Origin of the sequence: Kocuria atrinae, assembly GCF_039531425.1 — a bacterium.
Taxonomy (GTDB): Bacteria; Actinomycetota; Actinomycetes; order Actinomycetales; family Micrococcaceae; genus Kocuria; species Kocuria atrinae.
This window is the reverse complement of the sequence record NZ_BAAAQA010000037.1, coordinates 1-22748: the sequence shown is the minus strand read 5'-3', so window position 1 is coordinate 22748 and position 22748 is coordinate 1. Positions and strand designations below refer to the sequence as shown.

Genomic DNA, 22748 nt, shown 5'->3' with positions numbered 1-22748 from the left:
ACATGCGCATCGCCATCGGACAGATCCTCAGCTCGCACGATCCGCAGGAGAACCTCGCGCAGGTCCAAGAGCTTGCCGCTCGCGCCGGTCAGGACGGCGCGGACGTGCTGGTGCTGCCGGAAGCCACCATGTTCGCCTTCGGCCGCAGCCTCAAGAACGTTGCCGAGCCGGTCGACGGGCCGTGGGCTCAGGCAGTGTCGGCCGCCGCTCAGGAGCACGGTGTGGCGATCGTGGCGGGCATGTTCAGCCCCGGCAACGAGGGCCGCGTGCGCAACACCGCGGTCATAGCGCTCGCGGACGGCCGTGTGCTCAGCTATGACAAGACCCACCTCTACGATGCGTTCGGATTCAAGGAATCGGACACGGTGCAGGCCGGTGCGGCACCGGTGACCTTCGATCTGGGTGGCGTGACCGTGGGCGTGGCCACCTGCTACGACATTCGCTTCCCGGCACTTTTCACCCGCATGGCCGCCGACGGCGCTCAGGTCGTTCTGCTCGGCGCCTCCTGGGGTGACGGCCCCGGCAAGGTCGAGCAGTGGGAACTGTTGGCGCGAGCGCGAGCCCTGGACGCGACGTCGTACGTGGTGGCCGTGGGGCAGGCAAACCCGGCGTCGGTGGGTCGCGAGGTCGAGGGCAACGCACCGCTGGGCGTGGGGCACAGCCTGGTGGCCGCACCGAACGGTTCGGTAATCGCGTCCTTGGAGGATGCACCCGATTACCGCGTGGTGGACCTGGATCTGGAGCTGGTGGAGAAGACCCGCAAGGCCATTCCGGTGTTGGAGAACGCTCGCGACTTCTCGTAGCGGTTTTAAGGTTCCCTATGACTGAAATCCATGCGCGAAAACGGGATAGGGAACCAGGAATCACGGGTGATGTGCGCGCTGGGTGAACGACCGCTGACAAGGCTGAGAGCCGCGCGTAGGGTGGAAACAGTTGTCCTGATAAGCACGCTGAGTGATTCGGCGTGGGAGCAACACCACTCTTGGAGGTTCACATGTCCCAGAAGAACAACGGCCCCGTGCGCTTTGCCGTGGTGGGCGTCGGTCAGATTTCCCAGCAGGCATTCATTCCCGGGCTCTCCCGGATCGAGGATGCTGAACTTGCGGCGTTGGTGACGTCCAGCGCGGAGAAAGCGGAGGAGCTCGGCCAGGAATTCGGCGTGGCCACCTACTCCTACGAGGAATACCCCGCGTTGCTGTCCTCCGGAGACATCGACGCCGTTTACGTGGCGACCCCGGTGTTCCGGCACCGAGAGTTCGCGGAACCGGCCCTGAACGCTGGCCTGCACGTGCTGCTCGAGAAGCCCATGGAGACCTCGGTCGAGGACTGCCAGGCCATCATCGATGCCGCGGAGAAGTCAGGTGCCACGCTCATGGTCGCCTACCGGTTGCACCAGGAACCGGGCACCGTGGAGATGATCGAAAAGGTTCGGGACCAGAAGGCCATTGGAAACCCGCGTTTCTTCTCGTCCGTGTTCTCCCAGGACATCACGGAGGAAAACCACCGCGGGCACTCCGGATATTGGGGCGGACCGATCCCGGACATGGGCACCTACCCGCTCAACGAGGTGCGCCACCTGTTCGACTCCGAACCCATTTCCGTACATGCCATGGGCGTTCGCACCCCGGGCCGCGAGTTCAACTTTGATGACACCGTGGCCGTGACCCTTCGCTTCCCGGAAGATCGGGTCGCCCAGTTCACCATCTCGTACGCATCCGAAGCTGCGGACCGGTTCACGATCGCCGGCACCGAGGGTGAAATCACCGCGGAACCGTGTTTCGGTTTCGGCCCCGGCGTGGGTATCACCTACACCCTCACCAAGGACGGTAATTCGGAGAGCTTCACCCACGACCCGGTGGAGCAGTTCGGCGGTCAGACACAGTACTTCGTGGACTGCATCCGCAACGGTGAACAGCCCGAGCCCTCCGGTGAAGAAGGCCTTCTGGACACCCGCGTCCACGAGGCCGTGCTCCGTTCCTTGGAAACCGGCGAGACGGTCACTCTGGACCCGTACGAGCGTGACCGACGCGTCACCTCGGAACAGGTCCGCAGGGTCACCCCGGCCGACGAACCCGAGGATGACGAGATCGTGGACCAAGTTCCCCAGAACGGCTGATCAACCCGAGCCGTCCCAGTCTCCGGAATACAGGATTCCGGAATCCAGCCCCAAGAACTCGGCCCACAGAACGGACGCCCACCATGGCCCAGCAGTTCGAGTACGAAACCCGTCTGACCCAGCCTCGTGATGACGTCTTCGCGTGGCATCAGCGCCCCGGCGCCCTGACGAGGCTCACCCCGCCATTCGGCGGTGGGCCGGACAAGGTCACGGAGGCCCCCACTGATGGGATCGAACCCGGCTCGCGCGTGAAACTGGGGGTGTCCGTTCCGGGAACCTTCGGAACCGTGCACGTGCCGTGGACCGCGCGCCACGGTGACTGGGATCCCCCGCACTACTTCACTGATCGCATGGAACGCGGGCCGTTGGGGGAGTGGGAACACCGGCACAACTTCGAGGAGAGTCCCGAGGGCGGCACGGTCGTCCGCGATCAGGTGACGGTGCGTACCCTGCCTCAATCGCTGGAGAACGCCAGCGGTCCGAGCGACAAACTGATGCGCGGTCAGTTGGAACGCATCTTCGCCTACCGGGAACGCCAGTTGCGCGGAGACCTCGACTTCCACGATGAGCATCGCGGCCCCCGGCTGCGCATTGCCGTGGGCGGGGCCTCCGGGCTGATCGGCTCGCAGGTGTGCGCGCTCCTGGAAACCGGTGGACACGAGGTGCTACGGCTCAAACGAGGCGCTTCATCCGGCCCCGGGGTCATCGGCTGGGACCCGGCCAAAGGTCGACTGAACCCACACGATTTGGCGGGGATCGACGTCGTACTCCACCTGGGCGGGTCGAGTATCGCCACCCGCTTCACGGACAAGAACAAGGACGACATCCTGCGCTCACGCGTGGAGAGCACCCAGTTGTTGGTGCGGGCGATCGGGCAGGTTCCGGCGGATCAGCGGCCGCGGGCCCTGGTGGTCGGATCGGCCGTGGGCTATCACGGGACTGATCGCGGTGACGAGATCCTGACCGAACAGCAACCCCCCGGTGACGGATTCCTGGCCCACGTGTGTGATGAGTGGGAGAAAGCCGCGCACGGTGCGGAGGCTTACGGCGTGCGCGTGGTCAATGTGCGCACGGGGCTGGTTCTGACGCCCAGCGGCGGTCTGCTGCGGCCCCAATTGCCCCTCATGACCGCGGGACTGTCCGGGCCGCTGGGCGGGGGCAAGCAGTGGCAGAGCTGGATCGGGATCGACGACATGGCCGGAGCGGTTGCGCACCTGGTGCTGTCCGAGGATGCCTCCGGTCCGTACCACGTGGCCGCGCCCAACCCGGTGCGGCAGAAGGATTTTGCGCGCATCGTCGCGGGAGTACTGCACCGCCCAGCGATCGTTCCCACCCCGCTGGCCGGCCCGCGTGCGCTACTCGGTAAGGAAGCCACGGAGGAACTGATCGCGGCAAGCCACCGGGTGGACGTGTCCAAGCTCCTGAGCGCCGGCTATCGCTTCCGGCACGAGAACCTGCGGGACTGCGCGGAGCACATTTTGGGGCGGGTGGACTGAGCCGCTTGAGACGAGGCACTCAGCCCCTTGAGAGACGCAGGATTTAGTACCGCTGATCTGAGACGTGAGATCGGGTCAGCACCATCAGATACGCAATGGAGGAACACATGGGAAACACCGAAGGCAAGACCCAGGCTGTAGAGACCATCAAGGAACTGATCGACGGAATCGGCACGTGCGTCATCGCCACGCACACCGCGGACGGCGGCATCGTGACCCGTCCCATGGGCGTGCAGGACAAGGATTTCGACGGCGATCTGTGGTTCATGACCTCCCGCGATTCGGACCTGGTGGAGCAGATCACTGCCAACGATCAGGTCAATGTGACGTTCGTGGGCAAGGGCACCTGGGTGTCCCTGCGCGGACGTGCCGAGCTGGTCGAGGATCCGCAGCGCAAGGAAGAACTCGCCAGCGCCCTGACCGGTGCGTTCCTGCAGACGGACCCCAAGTCCCCGGAGGCAGCGCTGATCCAGGTCAACACCGAAGCCGGTGAGTACTGGAGCTCCGAGGGCGCCAAGACCGTGCTCGAAATCATCAAGGCTCGCGTCACCGGCGACCGCCCGGACGCTGGCCAGAACGACACTGTGCAGCTGTAACTCACCAGTTGTGCCGAGCGAGGCCCCGCGGCCACGGATGTTTTGTCCGTGATCGTGGGGCCTCGTGACATCTGGGGCAGGGGTTAGCAGGGGCTCGACATCTGAGGAAGAGGTTCGCGTCGAAACCAGGGATAAACCGGCGTACTTCTGCCAAATATGTTCAGGGCACCGATAAGGGCGCTAACCTCCGCCTCAAATGTTCATCTGGATCCCGTTGGCGCTAACCGCTACCCCAGGTGCCCCCGTAGGTCCACGCAGCCACCACACCGCGACCCACTCCACCCACTTGAGCAACGTCACTCGGCACGGTTCCGCGTGTTTCTGTATTCTTTTCTCCGTGACATCTCAACTCTCCCGGCCCGCGGTGTACCTCGGTGTACCCGCCTCCGCCGATGACAAGGAGTCGGACAGTCCGAAGAGGCACAGTCCTCTTCCCCGATCCGGCACAGCCCTTAGCCCCCGCTCCACGGCAACGCCCGTAGCAGTTCCCACGATGAGCGAGGTGGGCCAGTGCTGACAGCATGGTTCGTCCTGCTGGCTTTTTTGCTCCTCGTGGCAGCCAACGCCCTGTTCGTGGCGGTGGAGTTCTCGTTCCTCACCGTTGACCGGCAAGCGATTCAGCGCGCCGAAGCGGAAGGTGACAAGCGCGCCGTCGTTATTGAGCGCAGCCTGAAGAAAACCTCGACCAACCTGTCCGGTGCCCAATTGGGTATCACCGTGTCGAGCTTGGTGGCCGGCTTCCTGACGGGGCCCGGTATCGGCGAGCTCTTGCGCGGAGGGCTCGGCTGGGCCGGTATGCCCGACGCTGCGGCCACCGGTATCGCCACCACCGCCGCGTTCATCGTGGCGACCTTCACGCAGATGGTGTTCGGCGAGCTGGTTCCCAAGAACTGGGCGATCGCAGACCCGATGCGCGTGACCCACGTGGTCGTGTACCCGCAGAAGATCTTCATGGTGCTGTTCGGTTGGCTGGTCAAGGTCCTCAACGGAGCGGCCAATGCAGTACTGCGCTTCCTGGGTTTCACGCCCACGGAGGAAGTCGCCAACGCACGTACGGCAGCCGAGCTTGCCGCCGTGGTCAACCGTTCCGGCCGTGAAGGCACGTTGGAAGCTGGGACCGCAGAATTGGTGGCTCGCTCCATTGAGTTCGGTGAGCGCACCGCTGCAGATGTGATGCGTCCGCGACCGCGCGTGAACTTCCTGGAATCCGATGACACCGTGGAGCACATGCTCCTGACCGCGGCGGAGACCGGTCACTCCCGGTTCCCTGTGATGGGCGAATCCGTGGACGACATCGTGGGCATCGTGCACTACACCCACGCCCTGGCCGTTCCGTTCGAAGAGCGTTCGACCAAGCGCGTTGCTGACATCGCAGCACCGGCGGATGTCGTTTCCGAGTCAATGACCCTGGATCCCCTCATGCGCAAGCTGCGCGGCAAGGGCCTGCAGCTGGCCATCGTGGTGGACGAATACGGCGGCACCGCCGGCATCGTGACCCTCGAGGACCTCATTGAGGAAATCGTGGGCGAGATCGATGACGAGCAGGACACCCGAGTGCAGCGCTTCCGTCGCACCCGGGACGGTGGACTGGTGATTTCCGGTCTGCTGCGTCCCGATGAACTGGGTGACGTGCTCCGCTTGGACATGCCCGAGGGTGAAGAATCAGACACTCTGGGCGGGCTCATTGCGGAGGAGCTGGACCGGTTGCCCCGTGTGGGCGACAACCTCACGGTCGAGGCCACGGACCACGCCCACCGCGACGAGGACGATTTGCCCACCAAGGCCAACATCCACATGGAGGTGGTCCGCATGGATCAGCACCGTGTGGACCGGATCCTGGTGCGCCGCGAAGGCGGAGACCCGGATGCCCGGGGCGGGTCGACCACCTCTACCGAGTGGAAGCCACCAGCTCACCGGAATGATCCGCTGGGTGGGGAACCGCGCCAGCCGGAAACCGCTGAAGAGTTCCAGGCCGCTCAGGCCGGCCAGCAAGGCAACCCCTCGTTCCGTCGCGATGACGACGTCTCGATCGAGGATCCCGGAGAGGAGCAGCAGCGATGACCACCAGCACTGCGATTATCGTTCTCGTCCTGTTGCTCGCGGGCAACGCGTTCTTCGTGGCCAGTGAGTTCGCCATGGTCTCGGCCCGCCGTGACCAGTTGGAGCCCAAGGCTGCCGAAGGCTCCAAAGCCGCCAAATATGCCCTCAAGGGCATTGAAAACGTGTCGACGGCGCTCGCCGCCACCCAGCTCGGCATCACCGCGTGTTCGTTGCTGATCGGTGCCGTGGGTGAACCCGCGATTGCGCACCTGATCGAGCAGCCGCTCGAGTACTTTGGCGTGCCGTCCGCGCTGCTGCACCCCATTGCACTGGTCATTGCACTATTGATCGTGACGTTCTTGCACATGGTCCTGGGCGAAATGGTGCCCAAGAACATCGCCATTGCGGTTCCGGGACGCTCGGCCATGGTGCTGGGGCCCGTGCTGCACGGTTTCGTCATGGTGTTCCGCCCGTTCATTTGGATCATGAATGAGACGGCCAACCACTTGGTCCGCTGGCTCTTCCGTGTGGAGCCCAAGGACGAGGTCGCGTCCTCCTTCACTTCAGAGGATGTGCGCGGGTTCGTGGCCGAGTCCGGCCGCGAAGGTCTGCTCGACAATGACGAAATCCGGTTGTTGACCGGCGCCTTGAACTTCGAGAACAAGACCGCCGACGACGTCGCTCTGCCCCTGACGGGCATGCGCACAGTGGCCAGCGATATCACCGCCGCAGGCATCGAAATGATGTGCGCGGAGACCGGGTTCTCGCGCTTCCCCGTTCAGGACCAGAACGAACGCCTGATGGGTTACATCCACACCAAGGACGTGCTGGGTCTGCCCGAGACCATGCGGCACGTGCCGATCCCGGCGGCGTCGATCCGTCGATTCGCACGAGTGGCACCGGAGGACAAGCTGCGCAAGGTCACTCGAACCATGCAGGCCGACGGCGCGCACTTTGCGCTGCTGGGCCAGGTGGCCCGGGATTCGCGCACCACGGACGAGTCGGTGTACATCGTGGCTCTCGAGGATGTTCTGGAGGAGCTCGTGGGTGAGGTTCGCGATGCGACCAGCAAGCCGGTCGCGGACTGACCCGTAACGGCGAATCAATCAATCGGTGGATGACCCGCCCGCAACGGCAAACCCATAATGGTCTGAAACCCATTCCGTGATCCCAGGGAGAAACATGCCCGGCCAGTCAGCTTCAGCCGCATCGGGGGAGCGCGTGAACAATGCCGCGAATCCGAGCACCAATACGTCTCCGACCAATGCGCCGCGTGTGAGCCCCCGGGGGCTCTACCGCGTGGTGGCCACGGCGGAGATGGTCACGTGGGCGTTGCTGATCGCGGCCATGATCGGCAAGTACGCCCTGGGAGCACCGGACTGGACCATGCGGATTGCCGGCAGCATCCACGGTTTCGTGTTCTTGTCCTACTGTGTGTCCACCGTGGTCGTGTGGACGGACCAGCGCTGGCCCGCATCCAAGGGGATTCTGGGTCTGCTGCTGGCCATCGTCCCGTTCGCCACGGTGCCGTTCGAGCGCCACGTGGACCGCAAGGGTCTGCTGGCCTCGCAGTGGCGTGTGGCGCCGGCCGGTGCTGCACCGCAGAACGGCCAGGAACCTGCTCGGACTGCTGCCGAACGGCTCCTGGCCGTGATCCTGCGCTGGCCGATTCTCTCGGCCTTGGTGTTGGTGGTGTTCGTGGCCCTGTTGTTCACCGTGCTGTTGAACGCGGGCCCGCCCACCGAGTGGTTCAACTAGGGATTAGCCCGCCAGAGCTGCTGAGCGGCCCGGTACACCCCACGACTTGCCGTTGAGCGCAACGCTGCGGTGGGTGTTGGTGGGGTTCACCAGCACGTAGCGATTATTGGACAGTTTGCGCACGAGCACCTGATTCGAGGTGGAGCGCGCACCCGTTCCGTAAACCCCGTTGTTCACGGCCTCCCGAAGGTCACGGACCCCGGCGGCGTTGGGGTTCACGGAGCGGTCCGTGACCTTCTCGGCCAATCCGGTGTTGCGCGCGATCTGATCCTGGCAGTTTTCGACCTGCGGGATCACGGACTTCACGCCGCGTGCCCCCGAGTCACGAGTCAGCAGGGTCTGGCCCAGCAGCATCCGGTAGTCGCGTTCGCGGCGGATGTCGGCTGCCCGGGAGACTGCCCCGTTGCCCGCCTTCAAGCACTGAGCCCCGCCGTTAATGGTTTTGCCCTGGTCGTAACCGCTGGTGCCCACGGCGCGCTTCGAGACGGCGTAATCGTGGTGGAGGATCGGCATGCCCGCGGCGGTGAGCTGACGATTCACGTCCGCGGACTTCTGTAGGTACGCGTTCGACAGGGGAGAACCATTACGGTCCTGCGTGCTGAACTCGCGCATGGCGAAGTCCACGGCGCCCGTGCGGGCCAGTTCGTTCGCCCGTGCGACGTTGGAGGGCTTCTCCGGGTAGATGCCGAGGTTCACGGCCAGCGGCACATCTCGCTTGAGGCGGTTGTCCAGCTGACGATTGACGCTGTCGATCACGGCGGTCGCGCGGCGGGCGTAGGCGTTGTCGTCCGCCCACGGGCCCCACTTGCCCACGTAGTCCATGTCCTGGCCGTGGCCGGCGGTCATTGCGACGTCGTCGAAGAACACGCCGTCGAACTTGGCGGGACCCGCCTTGGTCACGCGACCGGGCAACGACGGCGCTTCGAGCAGCTTGGCTGCGGCGGTCGCGCAGACGTCCGCGTACGCGTTCGAGAGGTTGGAAATGGTCGAGTAGTTCCAACCCGGGTAGGTGGCCAGCCCCATCGAGTTGGTGGCTACGCGGGAGTTGCCGGGGCGAACGCCGAACTGGCGGCCGTCAGACTTGGGATCGGCGCACGTGCGCTGGAAAGCGCCGTTTTCTGAACTGCGCTCGGACATGGCGCCCAGGTTCATGTAGGCGTAAAACGTGGTGCCGGGGTTGGCGGCCTTCATATCGGCCAGCGTGCACTCGCCACGACCACCGGCAACGGCAACCGTGGGGTCCACGATGGCGTCCGAGACCTTACCAACCAGCTGGCCGCCGGGGCACAGCTGCTGCGGCTGCTGGAAGCCATGGAGATAGGCCGGCGCACTACCCGCGGGCGGGGTGGGAGCGCTGGGTGTGGTCGGAACCGGTGCCGCCTGAGCGGGCATGATGGTGGCCACCAACGCCAGCAGCGCGGTCATGGTTCCGGCAATGGACAGGGATCGGCGCGAAGTACGCGAATGTTGGGATCTGGATCGCATGTTCAAAAATGTAACGAAACAGTAACGAGCCCGTTGTGACTAACGGGTATGTTTCAGTTGTCTCTTTGGTACGCAGGCTGATGAAAGCTCAATGAGCCAATGACGAGAAGCGTCATACCCGAGCACGACGCTCCCCGGGGTGAAAGCTCGCTACCCTCGTGACGATGGCACTTCACGTACGTTTCGCGCGCTGGGCGGAGAATCACCCCCACATCAGTAACGCCCTGCTCATGGGCGGCGGGATCATCTTTTCCCTGGTCTTCCTGACTGCCGGGGCGATGGACGCGGGGAAGAGCATCTGGTGTGCTGCGGTGGTGGCGTTGCCGTTGTTCTTCCGGCGGGCGGCGCCCACGGCCACGGCGTTCGCTGTGGGTGCCCTGGCCCTGCTGGTCCTGGCGGTTTTCAATGTGGCCGCCATCGGACTCTGCATGTGGGCCGTGCCGTGCCTGATGTACACGGTGGCGGTTCGGGCGTCCAAAAAGAAGCGTCGTGCCGTGCTGATCGCCGCACTGCTGGGTTGCTTGGTGTTCGCTCTCCTGTGCCGCCGGTGGTTCTTCGTTTTCTATGGAGAGGCCTCGATTCTGGAATGGGTCATGGCGTCCCTGATGTTCTTCGTGGTCAGCGCGCTGTTCGTGGTGGTCGCGTTCCTGGCGGGTGATTTGGCACGCAACCGCTGGCGCCGTCGTGAACAACTTGAAGACCGGGCCCGCCGTCTCGAGGTCGAGCGGGAGCAGGAAGTCCGCATCGCCGCGCAGGACGAACGCACGCGCATTGCCCGGGAAATGCACGACGTGGTCGCGCACTCGCTGTCCGTGGTGATCGCGCAGGCGGACGGCGCCCGGTACGCGGCGGCGTCGAACCCTGACGTGGCTGCGCAGACCCTGGAGACCATCGCGGAAACGGCGCGCGGTTCCCTGACCGAGATGCGCAAACTTTTGGGGGTGCTGCGCACCGATGACGAGACCGAGACCAAGCCCGTGCCCCAGCTGGGCGACATCCCCGAGCTCGTGAACTCCGTGAAGTCCGCTGGGCTGCCCGTCCAATTCAGTGAGACGGGCACGCCGACCTTGAGCACCGGCGCGCAGTTGAGTCTCTACCGCGTGGTCCAGGAAGGTCTGACCAACGTGTTGAAGCACGCGTGGCAGGCGAGTTCGGTGCGCGTGACCATCGAGCACCGGCCGGATTTCTCGTGGGTCGAGATGGTCAACGACGGCGCCGGCGAGGACGATTCCCCGCGGGCTCCCGGTGGAGGTCACGGGTTGCAGGGGCTGCGCGAGCGCGTAGCTCTGTACGGTGGGGACATGACGGCGGGCCCCCATGCCACACACTCGGACGTTTTCGTCGTTCAGGCCACTATCCCCTCGGATATCCCCACGGAGGACGCGTGAGTTCCATTCCCCCAGAGTCCGCCAACGCATCGCGAGTACTCATTGTGGACGACCAACCGCTCGTGCGCGGTGGCTTTCGCATGCTCGTCGATTCCCAGCCGGATCTCACGGTGATCGGCGAGGCCGGTGACGGCCAGGAGGCCGTGGACTTCGTCTCGGAGGCGCTGGGTACGGAGTGCGTGCCGGACGTGGTGCTCATGGATGTACGCATGCCCAGGCTCAACGGCATCGAGGCGACCCAAGCCATCCTGGCGGCACACCCGCAGACCAAGGTCATCGTGCTCACGACGTTCGACCTGGATGAATATGCCCTGGACGGGATACGCGCCGGTGCCAGCGGATTCCTGCTCAAGGACGCTCGCCCCGAGGAACTACTGGAAGCCATCCGCACGGTCGCCCGCGGCGATGCCGTGATCGCGCCCTCCACCACGCGCCGGTTACTTGACCACTTGATCGCCGATAACCCCGACGATGACGCTCCCACCTCGGTCAGCCAAGCGTCACCCACCCGGGTGGCTGGGAATGTAACGGGCCCCGGGCAGGCGCCTGCGGCGGCGGCGTCGAACCCGTGGGAGAACCCGCGACTTTCCGTGCTGACGGCCCGCGAACGTGAGGTCTTCGAGCTGGTGGGGAGGGGATTGTCGAACGCGGAGATCATGTCCGAGTTGTTCCTGTCCGAACCGACCGTCAAAACTCACGTGTCCCACATCCTGGCCAAGCTCGGTGCCCGGGACCGAGTGCAGGCCGTGGTGATCGCCTACGAAACCGGAGTGGTAACCGCCTGACAACCTCATGCGAAACGCCCCGTGGATGAGAGTTCCCCGGCGCGTTTCGCACTTTTAGCTATGGCAGACGCCACGGCGAACGCTGTCAGCGCGGTCATTCAAACAACTTCAGCCGGGGGGTGGGGTTCATTCCTCAGGATGGCTCGATGTACCCGTCTCAGACCCCGGGATGATTCCCTGACCTGCGGGATTGGTACCCCCGCCCGATGTGCGCGTGTCCCGTCTCGGACAGAGTTGAAGCATGAACTCGACTCGCACCGAAACCCAGAAATCGCAGGGTCTGCCGTGGGGGCAGCAGGCCCAGCAGCGCAGTGACCAGAACTCGCCCGCGCAGCCGGATCAGAACTCGCCGCGGAACACCCAGCCCGGGCAGGCGCGCTCGTTGGCTGTGATCGCCTCGAACGTTTCCCGCACCTACGGAACCGGCGAGGCCTCGGTCGAGGCGCTCGACCGAGTAAGCCTCGAGATCCCCGAGGGCACTCTGGTTGCTGTGATGGGTCCGTCCGGTTCCGGTAAATCCACGCTGGTGCACTGCCTCGCCGGCTTGGATGTTCCGGACAAGGATCCCAACACCCGCATCGTGGTGGGCGGCCAGGACATCACCGGCCTTTCCGACGATCAACTGACCCGCTTCCGCCGCGACCACGTGGGGTTCGTGTTCCAAGCGTTCAACTTGGTGCCCACTCTCACCGCGCGCCAAAACATCGAACTTCCCCTCTCGCTGGCCGGCAAGAAAGTCGATTCCCAGCGTCTCGAGGCGCTCGCGGACACCTTGGGCATTCGTTCCCGCTTGGATCACCGCCCGGATGAGATGTCCGGAGGTCAGCAGCAGCGCGTGGCCATCGCCCGCGCTCTGCTCCCCGGGCCGTCGGTGATCATCGCCGATGAGCCCACCGGCGCCCTCGACAGCACCACCTCCCACGAGGTCCTCGGCATGCTGCGGCGCAGCGTGGACGAGTTCAACCAGACCGTGGTCATCGTGACGCACGATCCCGAGGTGGCTCAGGCCGCCGATCGCGTGGTTCGGGTCATGGACGGCCGCATCCAGTCCGACGGCGCCGCGAATGGTGATCGGTAATGCGCACCGTTGTCCTGTCCAGACTTCGACTCCAATGGACCCGCTATCTCATGGTGCTCGCCGTGGTCGCGGTGTCCTCCGGGTTCATGACCGCAGCCCTCGGCCTGTCGAGCACACTCACCGCGAGCATGACCAATGACCTGGCTGCCCAGTACAAGAACTCGGACGCCGTGATCACCACCAAGGCTGACGCGATGGCCAGTTTCAGCAGCACCCCGCAGCAGGTTGATGAACTCTCTCGCGTGGACGGAGTCGACTCGGCGTGGGCCCAGTACACGACCGTGGGGGTCCCCAGCTCGAAGGACGTGTCCTCGGACGGCACTCCCGCGACCACTTCCAATCTGCCCGAGGATCCGGCAATGCTCCCCGCGGAAATCACCGAGGGAAACTTCCCGAGCGGTGACGACCAGGCGCTGGTGACCGAGTCGATCGCCGACAAGTACAAGGTGGGCGTGGGGGACACTCTCTCCCTCCAAGAAATGGGTGGTGCGCCCGCCGGTGAAGGCGGCGAAGGTGAGGGGCCCGGGCAGGGTGCGCAGGCGCCGTCGGCGGCCAAGGAATTCACTGTGTCCGGGCTGACCGAAACCACGGCGACCGGCGCGCTCGCGAGCGTGTGGCTCACCGGTGAGGGCTTGACGAGTTTCTCACCCGGGCAGGTGTCCGGCGACCGCCCGCTAGAGGCCATTCAGCTCACACTGGATGGTCCGGTCACTGATGCCCGGCTCCAAGAACTGACGACCACCGCGGGCAAGATCTTGGCCAGTGGTCAGGGGCAACAGACGGAGCTGCGCGTGGTCACCCCCGAACAGTTGACCGAGGAAATACTCGATGAACTGGCCGCCGGCTCCAACATCCTGACCATGTTCCTGCTCGCTTTTGCGGGATTGTCCATCTTGGTGGCGCTTCTGGTGGTGACCAATACGTTGTCCGTGCTGACTGCACAGCGCGCTCGTGAACTCGCGCTGTTGCGCTGCGTGGGTGCTACGAGCAAGCAGGTGCGCCGTTCGGTGCTGACCGAGGGACTGGTCCTGGGCACAGTGGGTGCTCTCGTCGGTGTGGCCGTGGTGTGGGGCCTTGCCGTGGTGCTCCAGGCCTCCGGAATCATTGGCGCGGTGACCGTGACGGTGGCCCCGCGCGATCTACTGGTGGGGTTCTTCACGGGGATCGTGCTGACAATGATCGCCTCCCTCGGCCCGGCGCGTCGCGCTCACGGGGCCTCGCCCCTGGATGGCCTGCGGGGTTCTCGCGCCGCCGACGGCGTTCCCCGCGTTCGCATTGTCCTGGGCGCCTTGATCCTCGTGGCAGGTGCTGGAGCCCTGGTGTTCGGTGCGATGGAACGCAACCCGCTTCTCGGAATCGCCGGTGGTCTGGCGAGCTTCTTGGGCGTGGTCATGACCTCGCGGTTGTACTTGCCCCCGCTCGTTCAGGGGCTGGGGCGCATCCTTCCCGGTGGCCAGCCCTCCCGTCTGGCGGCGGTCAACGCTGCTCGCTACCCGGCGCGCACCGCAACCACTGCCACTGCGTTGCTGATCGGTGTGCTGTTGGTGGCCACGGTGCTCACGGGTCAGCACGTGGCCAGGGTCAATCTGCTCAACGAGCTGGATCAGCAACGTCCCGTGGACATCTCCGTCCCGGCCGATGCGGGTCAGATCTCTGCCGATCAGGTCCAGGAACTCTCGGAGCTCAACGGGGTGCTGAGTGTGGAGACCACCGATCCGGCCAAGGCTGAAGGCGCGATCGCCCAGATCGACGCCGTCCAGTCCCTCAACAATTCCGCTGCGAGCGAGCTGCAGGAAAAGGTCGCCGGGATTGTGAACCTTGCACCCGGTGAACTGCAGGGCGCCCTCATGGAGAAGGCCAGCTACGTGTCCATCCTGGAAATCATGCTCACGGTCACGCTGGGGCTATTGGCAGCGGCGGTGGTGGTGTCCGTGCTCGGTATCGCCTCGACCATGTCCCTATCGGTGCTCGAACGAGTTCGTGAGAACTCCCTGTTGCGAGCGCTGGGCCTGACCCGTCGACAGCTCGGAGCCATGATTCGCCGTGAGGCACTGGTGATCTCACTGGTGGCCACGATCGTGGGCCTGGTGGTTGGTTGGGTCTTCGGAACTCTGGGCGTGATGTCCCTGGTGACCGAGGGGATGACGGTGGAACCCACGGTTCCCTGGCCCGGTTACCTGGCGATCATCTTGGCCGCCGTGGTGGTAGCGGTACTGGCCTCGGCGGCACCAGTCCGACGAGCCACTCGGGTCACCCCGGTGGAGGGTATGGCGCGGGTGGACTGACACCCGTTCAGAGACCCGCGTGATCTCCAGGCAGGGGCATTAAACAAGGGCCCGTCGTCCGACCGACCATCGGATGACGGGCCCTGCTCCCCAACTAGCAGGGTGTTGACGGCTCAGTGTGTACTGGCGCCGCCGCCCCGCACACTACTCCTGTATTTGGATGATTTGGAAGGCCGCTCCCTGGGGGTCCTGGACAGTTGCCAGGCGCCCGAAAGGTGAGTCCTCGGGGCCATCCAGCACCGTGCCACGGAGTGCCTTGACCTTCTCCAGGGACTCGTCAGTGTTGTCCACGCCGATGTACAGACGCCAGTAGGGCGGCATGTCACCCCACGCGGACGTGTCGCACAAGCCGGCGGTGGCGGCGTCGTCCTTGCCGTTGGTGACGTAGCGGAACTCCTCGTTGTCCTCCCCGCCCATGGAGTGCGTGTCCCACCCGAGGGCGTCGCGGTAGAAGGGCAGAGCGGCGTCGAAATCGCTGACCATGGCCTCGAACCAGACGGGTGAGCCATGCTTGCCCGTGAACTCGAAACCGGCGAACTGATTGGCCTGCCACAGACCGAAGGCCGCTCCTGCGGGATCCTCCGCGATGGCCATGGAGCCCAGCTCGCCCACGGGCATGGCGGGGTAGTAGATCTTGCCGCCCTGTTCGGTGACCTTGCTCAGCGTTGCCTCGATGTCGTCGGTGCCCAGGTACACGGTCCACGCCGTGGGGTTCTGGGGTTCCTCGGTGGGACCCTCCGGACCCATCAAGCTGCTCATGGCGCCGCCCACCGGCGCGCCATTGGTGGTGATCATGTTGTAGTGGCCGAAGTCTTCGCCCTGGTCCGTGAAATCCCAGCCGAACAGTTCGCCGTAGAACGCCGCGGCGCCGTCGATGTCGTGTGTTCCCAGGTCGATCCACGTGGGTGATCCAGTGGGTTGAGTGCTCATGACGGTACTTCTTTCACGTGGGGCACTTGGTGCGCCCGTGCAGTGTTGAGCCTAGGTTCACTTGAAAGCTGCCGCCAGGGTGATTGAGTAGATTCAGAGAAAGCTGACGGCAACGCGGCGCGACGAGGCGCCCAGGAGGATCATCATGGCTGTACAACCCAACGACCAATAGTCATTCTCGGTTCCCAATGACCAGATCATTGAGTGGCGGCGGCACATGCACGCCAACCCGGAGCTGTCCTTCAAGGAAGTGAACACTTCCCAGTGGGTTGAAGACCTGCTCAAAGGCATGGGTATCGAAACCTCGCGCCCCACGCCCACCTCGGTGCTGGGTGTCCTCAAAGGCACGGGTCAGGGCCCGGCGAAGAACATCGGTTTGCGCGCGGACATGGATGCGCTGCCTGTCCAGGAGGAAACCGGCGAGGAATTCTCATCCACTGTGGACGGCGTGATGCACGCGTGTGGTCATGACACCCACACCGCCATGCAGCTGGGCGCGGCCAAGGTGTTGTCCGAGAACACGGACCTCTTCGGCGGCACCGTGACCTTCGTGTTCCAGCACGCGGAGGAACTCAATCCCGGCGGCGCGCAGGAAATGGTTAAGGCCGGCGCCATGGAAGGCCTGGACGGGATCTTTGCTCTGCACGTGATGAACGCGCCCGTGGGAACCGTGCAGGTGCGCCCCGGCCCCGCGACGTCGCTGGCCGGCGGCGGCTGGATCAAGATCAAGGGCCAGGGCTCGCACGGTTCTATGCCGCAGGACGGCATCGACCCGGTTCTGGTGGCGTCCCAGGTGGTCGTGGGGCTCAACACGATCGTGTCCCGCAGTGTGGATCCCTCGCACTTCATGGTCATCAACCCGGGAATGATCCACGCGGGCCAGGCGCCCAACGTGATCCCGGATAACGCGACGATCGGCGTCTCGGTCCGCACCCGCACCGCCGAAGACACCGACCTCGCCTTCCGTCGCATCGAAGAACTCACCAATGGGATTTGCGCCTCGTACGGCGCCTCGGTCGAGTACGAGTGGGTGGACGCCTACGACATCGTCTACAACGACGCCGCTCTGGCCGCTCAGGCACTCGAGTCCGCCAAAAAGGTGGCCGGAGACGACAACGCGTGGGAGGGCGAGATTTCCTCCGGTTCCGAGGACTTCTCGGCCTTCGCCAACGAAGTGCCCGGCTGCTTCATCATCCTGGGCGGCGGTGACGCTGAGCAGGGTTTCGCCTTCCAGAACCACCACCCCAAGTTCAACGTGCGCGAGGACTGCTTGGCCATTGGCACCGCCCTCGAAGTTCAGATGATCTTGGACCTGCTGGGTCCTGACGCCGCTGCCTGAGCCGCGTTCCCCGGTTTACGCGGTCAACCGGTCCAGCGCGGCCATCAGTTGCTCGAGCGTTTTCTGTTTCTCTGCTGAACTTTCGGGCAGTAGGCCCATGGAGGCCTGCTGATACAGCCCATCGCCCATGCACACCACGGCCGTGGCAACGACGGGGTCGCCCACGTCCTCGAGCACAACGGTCAGCCAGTTCTTCTCGATGCCTGCGTAGGCGGCGCGAGCGGCGTCGTCGCCGGCCTGGATCAGGCGGGAGGCGACGATCAGGGCGCGGTCCAGCGCGCTGTCCTCGTAGAGCGAGGTGGCGAGGAACTCTCGTGCGGCGCCGCGTGGTGAGGCTGTCAAGCGTTCGAGGTCCTCGGCCGCCAGTGACTCGAGATTGACCAGCATGGCATCCACCAGGCCCTGCCGGTGCGGGAAGTGGTAGAGCAAGCCGCCTTTGGAGACACCGGCGGCCGCGGCCACGGCGTCGAGGGTGGCTGCGCGCTCGCCGTCCGTGAGAACGATGTGCTCGAAGGCCTCGAGCAGCTTGTCTCGCGCCAGCGGTTTGCGGGGCATGTGAGCAAAACCTCTCCAACGGGTCCGGGGAATATTGCCCCGCGTTCGGCGTTAACTGTACCGTCTAGTCGGTATAGAAATTAATGGCGCGTGCCACAACGGCACCGCTGCGCGCGGTACGACGAAGTACTTTTCGCGAACCAACGCCGAGTCACCGGCAGCAGAGCACCGAGGAGGTCTTCATCGTGTCCACCATGATCGATCAGCGGCAGAAAGCTGGTGTCCGTGAGTGGGGTGCCTTGGCTGTGCTGATGCTTCCGGTGCTGCTGGTATCCGTGAACAACACTGCGCTGAGTTTCGCACTGCCCGCCATTTCCAAGGCGCTGCATCCCACGGCCTCTCAACTGCTGTGGATCGTGGACGTGTATCCGCTGATCTTGGCTGCCCTGCTGGTTCCCATGGGCAGCCTGGGGGACCGGATCGGGCGCCGCAAGATGCTCATGATCGGTTCCACGGGATTCGGCGTGATCTCGGCGTTGGCCGCCTTTGCCCCCACCGCGGGATGGCTGGTTGCCGCGCGCGTTGGCATTGCTGTGTTCGGCTCCATGCTGCTGCCCGCCACGCTGTCCGTGATGCGTACCGTGTTCCGTGACGATCACGAACGGCGTCTGGCCATTGCCATTTGGACGGCCGGTTTCAGTGCTGGCGCAGCCCTGGGCCCGATTGCCGGTGGCTTCCTGCTTAACCACTTCTGGTGGGGCTCGGTGTTCCTGTTGGCCGTTCCCGTGCTCGTGGCATTCCTGATCGCCGCACCGTTGCTGCTGCCGGAATCCCGCGATCCCAACCCGGGGGCAGTGGACCCCGTCTCCATTGTGCTGGCCGTGCTCACCATGGCTCCGGTGGTGTACGGCATCAAGTCCCTGGCAACGGGGGGTTCAGCGCTGCAAGGGCTGCTGGTCATGGCGTTCGGCGTGCTGTGCGGACTGTTGTTCGCTCGCCGTCAGGTGGCCAAGGACTATCCGATGCTGGACCTGCGTTTCTTCCGCAGCTCCCGCTTCTCGGGTGGTGTGACGGTCAACGTGATGGCCAACTTCGCGCTGTTCGGCTTCCTCTTCTTCCTGACCCAGCACCTCCAGCTGATCGGTGGCAAGGACCCGATGAGCGCGGGCCTGCTGATGGTCCCCGGTCTGCTGCTGGCCATCGTGGCGGGTTTGGCCGCCGCCAAACTGGCCGTGTTGTTCGGCGTGCGCGCCACCGTGGTTGCGGGTCTGGTGCTGATCGCCGGTGGCTTCTTGATCGTGGGCTTCACCGATCAGGAAAGCTCTGCGGTACCGGTCCTGACGGGTTTCGCGGTCATGAGCGCCGGGGCCGGCCTGGCCACAACCCTCTCCACCGACCTGGTGGTCTCATCTGTTCCTGAAGCCAAGACCGGCGCGGCCTCCGCGGTGTCCGAGACCGGATACGAGGTGGGCGCCGTGCTGGGTACGGCGCTACTCGGCGGCCTGACCACCGCCTTCTACCAGTCCCACTTGGACCTTCCGCAGGCGCTGGGCCCCGCCCAGAACGACGCCGCCCACCAGACTTTGGGCGGGGCGGTGGACGTAGCCCAGGGCACGCCGTGGGCTGAGAGCGTGATGGACTCGGCCACGGCCGCCTTCTCTGCCGGGATGCAGGGCAGCAGTTTGCTGGGTGGTCTCACGATCCTGGTGGTCGCCGTTGTCATGATCCGTGTGCTGCGTGCCGACCGTAAGGTGCGCTTCCACGAGCCTCTGCCCACGGACCGCATCGAAATCAACTGAGGCGGAGTTGGGAGCCTGAGCCGCCCCCGTGCCTGTGCAGTGCGGCTGCCGTGGCCCGTGCGGCACAGGTACGCAGCCCCCCTTACGAGCCGGGCGGCGTCGTCGTAAAGTGACCAGCGGAAACGTCGAGCGAAAGGCAGCGAACAATGAGCGCGAACGAACTGTTGGAGGATGCGGCACAGCGGCCCGCGCAGGTGGCCGGCGAGGTGCTGGACGGCATTTCCGAGGACACGCTCAATCGCATGCCCGGGGATACGCAGAACTCGATCGCTTGGCTGATCTGGCACGCCGCTCGCCAGCAGGACGTGCAGATCGCGCACCTCTCCGGCGAGGACCAGGTCTGGACCTCGCAGGGCTGGGAACGGAAATTCGATCTCGATCGTGAAGCGAATGATTTCGGCTTCGGTGACGGTCCGGAAGATGTTGCGCGCGTTCACGTGAGCGACCCGAAGCTCCTGCGGGGATACTTGGACGCTGTCACCTCTGCGACGGTCGATTACCTGCGCCCCTTGAGCGACGCGGACCTGGAGGAAGTCATCGACGAATCGTGGGATCCGCCCGTCACCCGCGGGGTGCGAATCGTGTCCACTATCGATGATGCCGCTCAGCACCTCGGTCAAGCAGCGTACGTTCGCGGGCTGGTGCAGGATTCCTGGCACGGAAAGTACTGAAATGTCGTGAATTGAGCGGTTAAGTGGGCAAGGCGACACTGTTTATCAACCCTGGATTCATCTAAGATTGCTGTACTGACCATTGGTGCCGAGGGCAAACGGTTACCGAGGTCAAGAATCTGGGGAGATTACAACTAATTATGGCTCGTTCACGTGCACGTCACACGGCGGCCAAGCGCCCATCCATGGCCTTAACCGCTTTCGCTTCGTTTTCGGCTCTGGTAGCGGTCAGCGTTGCCTTGAGCAACGGTTCCGCACCGGCTCCGTGGGAATCCGCGTACGCCAATGAGTCCTCCGAAAACCAAGGAGAACGTGGCACGTTCGGCCAGCCCCAGGCCGATGACCAGGGCGAATCCCGACCTTCCCTTTTTGCTGCAGTGCCCGACGAGGCCCTGATCTCGAACGTCGAGGACACCCCCCAGGATTACGTGGCCAGCCAGGTGCGCAACGTCTCGGACCGTGGAGCCAGTTCGGCGCCGTCGTCGGTGGCACCCGCCAAGCGTGCCCCCGCAACCTTCGAAGGTGAACTCCCCTTCAACACGATCATTGCCCCTGCCCAGCCAGCCACGGTGCTGGACGGCGGTCAGTTCGGCTGGCGAACAGCCCCGGATACGGGTGACCGTGAATTCCACAACGGCACGGATATCTCCACCTCTGAAGGCACTCCTGTCGTCGCTTCTCTGGAAGGTACCGTCACCGCGGTGTTCTGGGATGAATGGGGTGGCAACCGCGTGGAGGTTTCCCACGCGGACGGCGTTAAGACCACCTATAACCACCTCAAGGACGTGATGGTGCAGGTGGGCGACCCGCTCAAGGCTTCCGAACAGCTCGGCACCATCGGGCAGACCGGACTTCGAGTGACCGGTCCGCACCTGCACTTCGAAACCTGGGTCGAGGGTAAGCCCGTGGACGCCCAGTCCTTCGACTGGGAAACCGGCGAGGGCATCATCCCCGCATCCCGTCCCAAGTACTCCCTGGAAGACCAGGCCCAGACTGATGAGGCCGTCACCGACAATGGCTCCGTACCCGGCACTGACAACGGACCCATGTCCGAGGTGCCCGAGGACGAGTGGGATCAGATCATTGCGCTGAGCCAGGAAACCTCGCCCGCGCAGGACGTCCCGGCGGGGTCGTCTGGACCTGATTCCGGTTCCGAGGATGGCGCGGGCACTGCCTCCGGTTCCACCTCTGACGGGGGCGCTTCTTCCGATTCCGACGGCGCATCCTCCGGTTCTCAGGAGGGTGCTTCCTCTGCCCCGGCCACTGAGCCGCGTGCGGCCGAATCCCGGCCCAGCCGGGGCGGCGGTTCGCAGTCTCCCTCGACCGAGTCCCGTTCTGCGGATCCCACCCCGTCCCGGAGTTCCTCCAAGTCCAACAGCTCCGATGAGGGTCGCGTGAACGCTGGCAGCCCCTCCGGTGCAACTTCCAATGCCACTGATTCCCGCCCGAGTGGCGGTTCGTCGCAGGGTGGTTCGGGCGCGTCGTCAAAGGCCTCTGAGAAGAACAACGCCGCTAAGGACAAGGCAGCTACCGATAAGGCAGCCAAGGATAAGACTGCCAAGGAGAAAGCTGCGGAGGACAAGGCCGCAAAGGATGCCGCTGCAAAGAAGGCGGCAGACGAGAAGGCCGCTAAGGACAAGGCAGCCGCGGAGAAGAAGGCCGCTGACGAGGCCAAGAAGAAGGCTGAAGCAGAAGCTGAGGCCAACAAGGTCCCGCCTGCCCCTGCGCTCGCTCCAGTGGAAACCGAGGCTCCAAAGCCCCAGCCCACACCCACTGAGACGAAGAAGCCCGAGCCGACCAATCCCGCAGACGGCGAGGCGCCTGCTAACCCCAAGCCTCCCGCAGAGCCGACGGTTCCGGGCGCACCGGCCGAAACCGGTACCCCGTCCGAGAAGCCCGAGGACGAGGAGACTGCGGAGCCCAGCAAACCTGCGGAGACCACGGTCAATCCGGTTACCGCAGTCATCACTGAGTTGACCACGCTCGAGCAGCTGCAGCAGCGCGCTCAGTGGTACGTGAATGCAGAGTTGCCGAAGACCCCGGAGCAGCAGTTCGGCCCCGGATCGCCGCTGAATGCTCAGCTGCCACTGATCTCGCAGCAGCTGGTCACGGCTGGTGTGGATCAGCAGGATCCGAAGTTCACGGCCCAGCTGACCGCAACTCAGGCTGCCGTTGAGAAGGCCGCCGCAGCTCCGAAGGACAAGAAACTCACGGACGCTGCCACTGCGGAACTCACCAAGCTGCAGACCATGCTCGCTCAGGTTCCCGCGTACGTGGACCCCGCAGCAGCACCCGCAGGCTGACACGCCTGACAGTTCGACCGAGCTGACCCCTCACCCGGCTGACCTCCCACCCGACTGACCGAGACAGCTGCACGGCACCGAAAGGTTTAAGGTTCCTTATCCCTTTTTCGAGCACTGTGATGTCTCAGGTCTTTGGTGACAGTTTTGTGTCAGGACATCGGTGACGTTTGGTGTGTCAGGACTT

The 22748-nt window shown here is 64.6% G+C and carries 18 protein-coding genes; 15 read left to right on the top strand and 3 right to left on the bottom strand.

All coding sequences use genetic code 11. From position 1 onward, the window contains the following. Nucleotides 1-2 precede the first annotated feature (2 nt). The 7 genes from ABD283_RS14045 to ABD283_RS14015 all read left to right on the top strand — a co-directional run bounded on the left by ABD283_RS14045 (nt 3) and on the right by ABD283_RS14015 (nt 8006). Nucleotides 3-803 (top strand): carbon-nitrogen hydrolase family protein, encoded by an 801-nt coding sequence (locus ABD283_RS14045; RefSeq protein WP_344225576.1) that lies wholly within the window; start codon nt 3-5, stop codon nt 801-803. Nucleotides 804-994: 191 nt separating this feature from the next. Further along, on the top strand, nt 995-2116 hold the full coding sequence (locus ABD283_RS14040; RefSeq protein ID WP_016997641.1) for a Gfo/Idh/MocA family protein: 1122 nt from the start codon (nt 995-997) through the stop codon (nt 2114-2116). A gap of 83 nt (nt 2117-2199) precedes the next feature. Next, nucleotides 2200-3612, top strand: a complete 1413-nt coding sequence (locus tag ABD283_RS14035; RefSeq protein WP_344225563.1) for a TIGR01777 family oxidoreductase — start codon at nt 2200-2202, stop codon at nt 3610-3612. A 107-nt stretch (nt 3613-3719) separates the two neighbouring features. Further along, nucleotides 3720-4208 carry a pyridoxamine 5'-phosphate oxidase family protein gene (locus tag ABD283_RS14030; RefSeq protein WP_016997640.1) on the top strand — a complete coding sequence of 163 codons (489 nt, stop codon included), beginning with the start codon at nt 3720-3722 and terminating at the stop codon, nt 4206-4208. A gap of 510 nt (nt 4209-4718) precedes the next feature. Beyond that, nucleotides 4719-6269 (top strand): hemolysin family protein, encoded by a 1551-nt coding sequence (locus ABD283_RS14025; protein WP_344225562.1) that lies wholly within the window; start codon nt 4719-4721, stop codon nt 6267-6269. After that, entirely contained in the window at nt 6266-7336 is a 1071-nt protein-coding gene (locus tag ABD283_RS14020) for a hemolysin family protein (protein ID WP_344225561.1), read from the top strand. Before ABD283_RS14025 ends, ABD283_RS14020 begins: the two co-directional genes overlap by 4 nt. Nucleotides 7337-7430: 94 nt before the next feature. Then, nucleotides 7431-8006 carry a DUF3817 domain-containing protein gene (locus ABD283_RS14015; RefSeq protein ID WP_344225560.1) on the top strand — a complete coding sequence of 192 codons (576 nt, stop codon included), beginning with the start codon at nt 7431-7433 and terminating at the stop codon, nt 8004-8006. A 3-nt stretch (nt 8007-8009) separates the two neighbouring features. Here ABD283_RS14015 and ABD283_RS14010 read toward each other — a convergent pair whose 3' ends face one another. Then, nucleotides 8010-9491: a hypothetical protein gene (locus ABD283_RS14010; RefSeq protein WP_344225559.1), complete on the bottom strand. Its 1482-nt coding sequence runs from the start codon at nt 9489-9491 to the stop codon at nt 8010-8012. Between the two features lie 164 nt (nt 9492-9655). On the opposite strand from ABD283_RS14010, the gene ABD283_RS14005 reads away from it, so the two are divergent. The 4 genes from ABD283_RS14005 to ABD283_RS13990 all read left to right on the top strand — a co-directional run bounded on the left by ABD283_RS14005 (nt 9656) and on the right by ABD283_RS13990 (nt 15027). Beyond that, nucleotides 9656-10879 (top strand): sensor histidine kinase, encoded by a 1224-nt coding sequence (locus tag ABD283_RS14005; RefSeq protein ID WP_344225558.1) that lies wholly within the window; start codon nt 9656-9658, stop codon nt 10877-10879. Next, nucleotides 10876-11664, top strand: a complete 789-nt coding sequence (locus ABD283_RS14000) for a response regulator (RefSeq protein ID WP_344225557.1) — start codon at nt 10876-10878, stop codon at nt 11662-11664. The genes ABD283_RS14005 and ABD283_RS14000 overlap by 4 nt, the downstream gene beginning before the upstream one ends. Nucleotides 11665-11905: 241 nt before the next feature. Then, a complete protein-coding gene (locus ABD283_RS13995) occupies nt 11906-12742 on the top strand; it encodes an ABC transporter ATP-binding protein (protein ID WP_344225556.1) in 837 nt (278 codons plus the stop codon). Then, nucleotides 12742-15027 carry an FtsX-like permease family protein gene (locus ABD283_RS13990; protein WP_344225555.1) on the top strand — a complete coding sequence of 762 codons (2286 nt, stop codon included), beginning with the start codon at nt 12742-12744 and terminating at the stop codon, nt 15025-15027. The genes ABD283_RS13995 and ABD283_RS13990 overlap by 1 nt, the downstream gene beginning before the upstream one ends. Before the next feature lie 144 nt (nt 15028-15171). On the opposite strand, the gene ABD283_RS13985 is transcribed toward ABD283_RS13990, so the two are convergent. Next, a complete protein-coding gene (locus ABD283_RS13985) occupies nt 15172-15957 on the bottom strand; it encodes a VOC family protein (protein WP_344225554.1) in 786 nt (261 codons plus the stop codon). A gap of 196 nt (nt 15958-16153) precedes the next feature. Here ABD283_RS13985 and ABD283_RS13980 point away from each other — a divergent pair, with 196 nt between their 5' ends. Beyond that, nucleotides 16154-17296: a M20 metallopeptidase family protein gene (locus tag ABD283_RS13980; RefSeq protein ID WP_344225575.1), complete on the top strand. Its 1143-nt coding sequence runs from the start codon at nt 16154-16156 to the stop codon at nt 17294-17296. 15 nt (nt 17297-17311) lie between these two features. Here ABD283_RS13980 and ABD283_RS13975 read toward each other — a convergent pair whose 3' ends face one another. Next, nucleotides 17312-17851 carry a TetR/AcrR family transcriptional regulator gene (locus ABD283_RS13975; RefSeq protein WP_344225553.1) on the bottom strand — a complete coding sequence of 180 codons (540 nt, stop codon included), beginning with the start codon at nt 17849-17851 and terminating at the stop codon, nt 17312-17314. 194 nt (nt 17852-18045) lie between these two features. On the opposite strand from ABD283_RS13975, the gene ABD283_RS13970 reads away from it, so the two are divergent. From ABD283_RS13970 to ABD283_RS13960, 3 genes are all read left to right on the top strand, one after another. Continuing rightward, nucleotides 18046-19590, top strand: a complete 1545-nt coding sequence (locus ABD283_RS13970; RefSeq protein WP_344225574.1) for an MFS transporter — start codon at nt 18046-18048, stop codon at nt 19588-19590. Between the two features lie 146 nt (nt 19591-19736). Further along, entirely contained in the window at nt 19737-20261 is a 525-nt protein-coding gene (locus ABD283_RS13965) for a mycothiol transferase (protein ID WP_344225552.1), read from the top strand. Nucleotides 20262-20446: 185 nt separating this feature from the next. After that, the gene (locus tag ABD283_RS13960; RefSeq protein WP_344225551.1) at nt 20447-22564 is read left to right on the top strand and encodes a peptidoglycan DD-metalloendopeptidase family protein; all 2118 of its coding nucleotides are present in this window, start codon (nt 20447-20449) and stop codon (nt 22562-22564) included. The last annotated feature ends 184 nt before the right edge of the window (nt 22565-22748 follow it).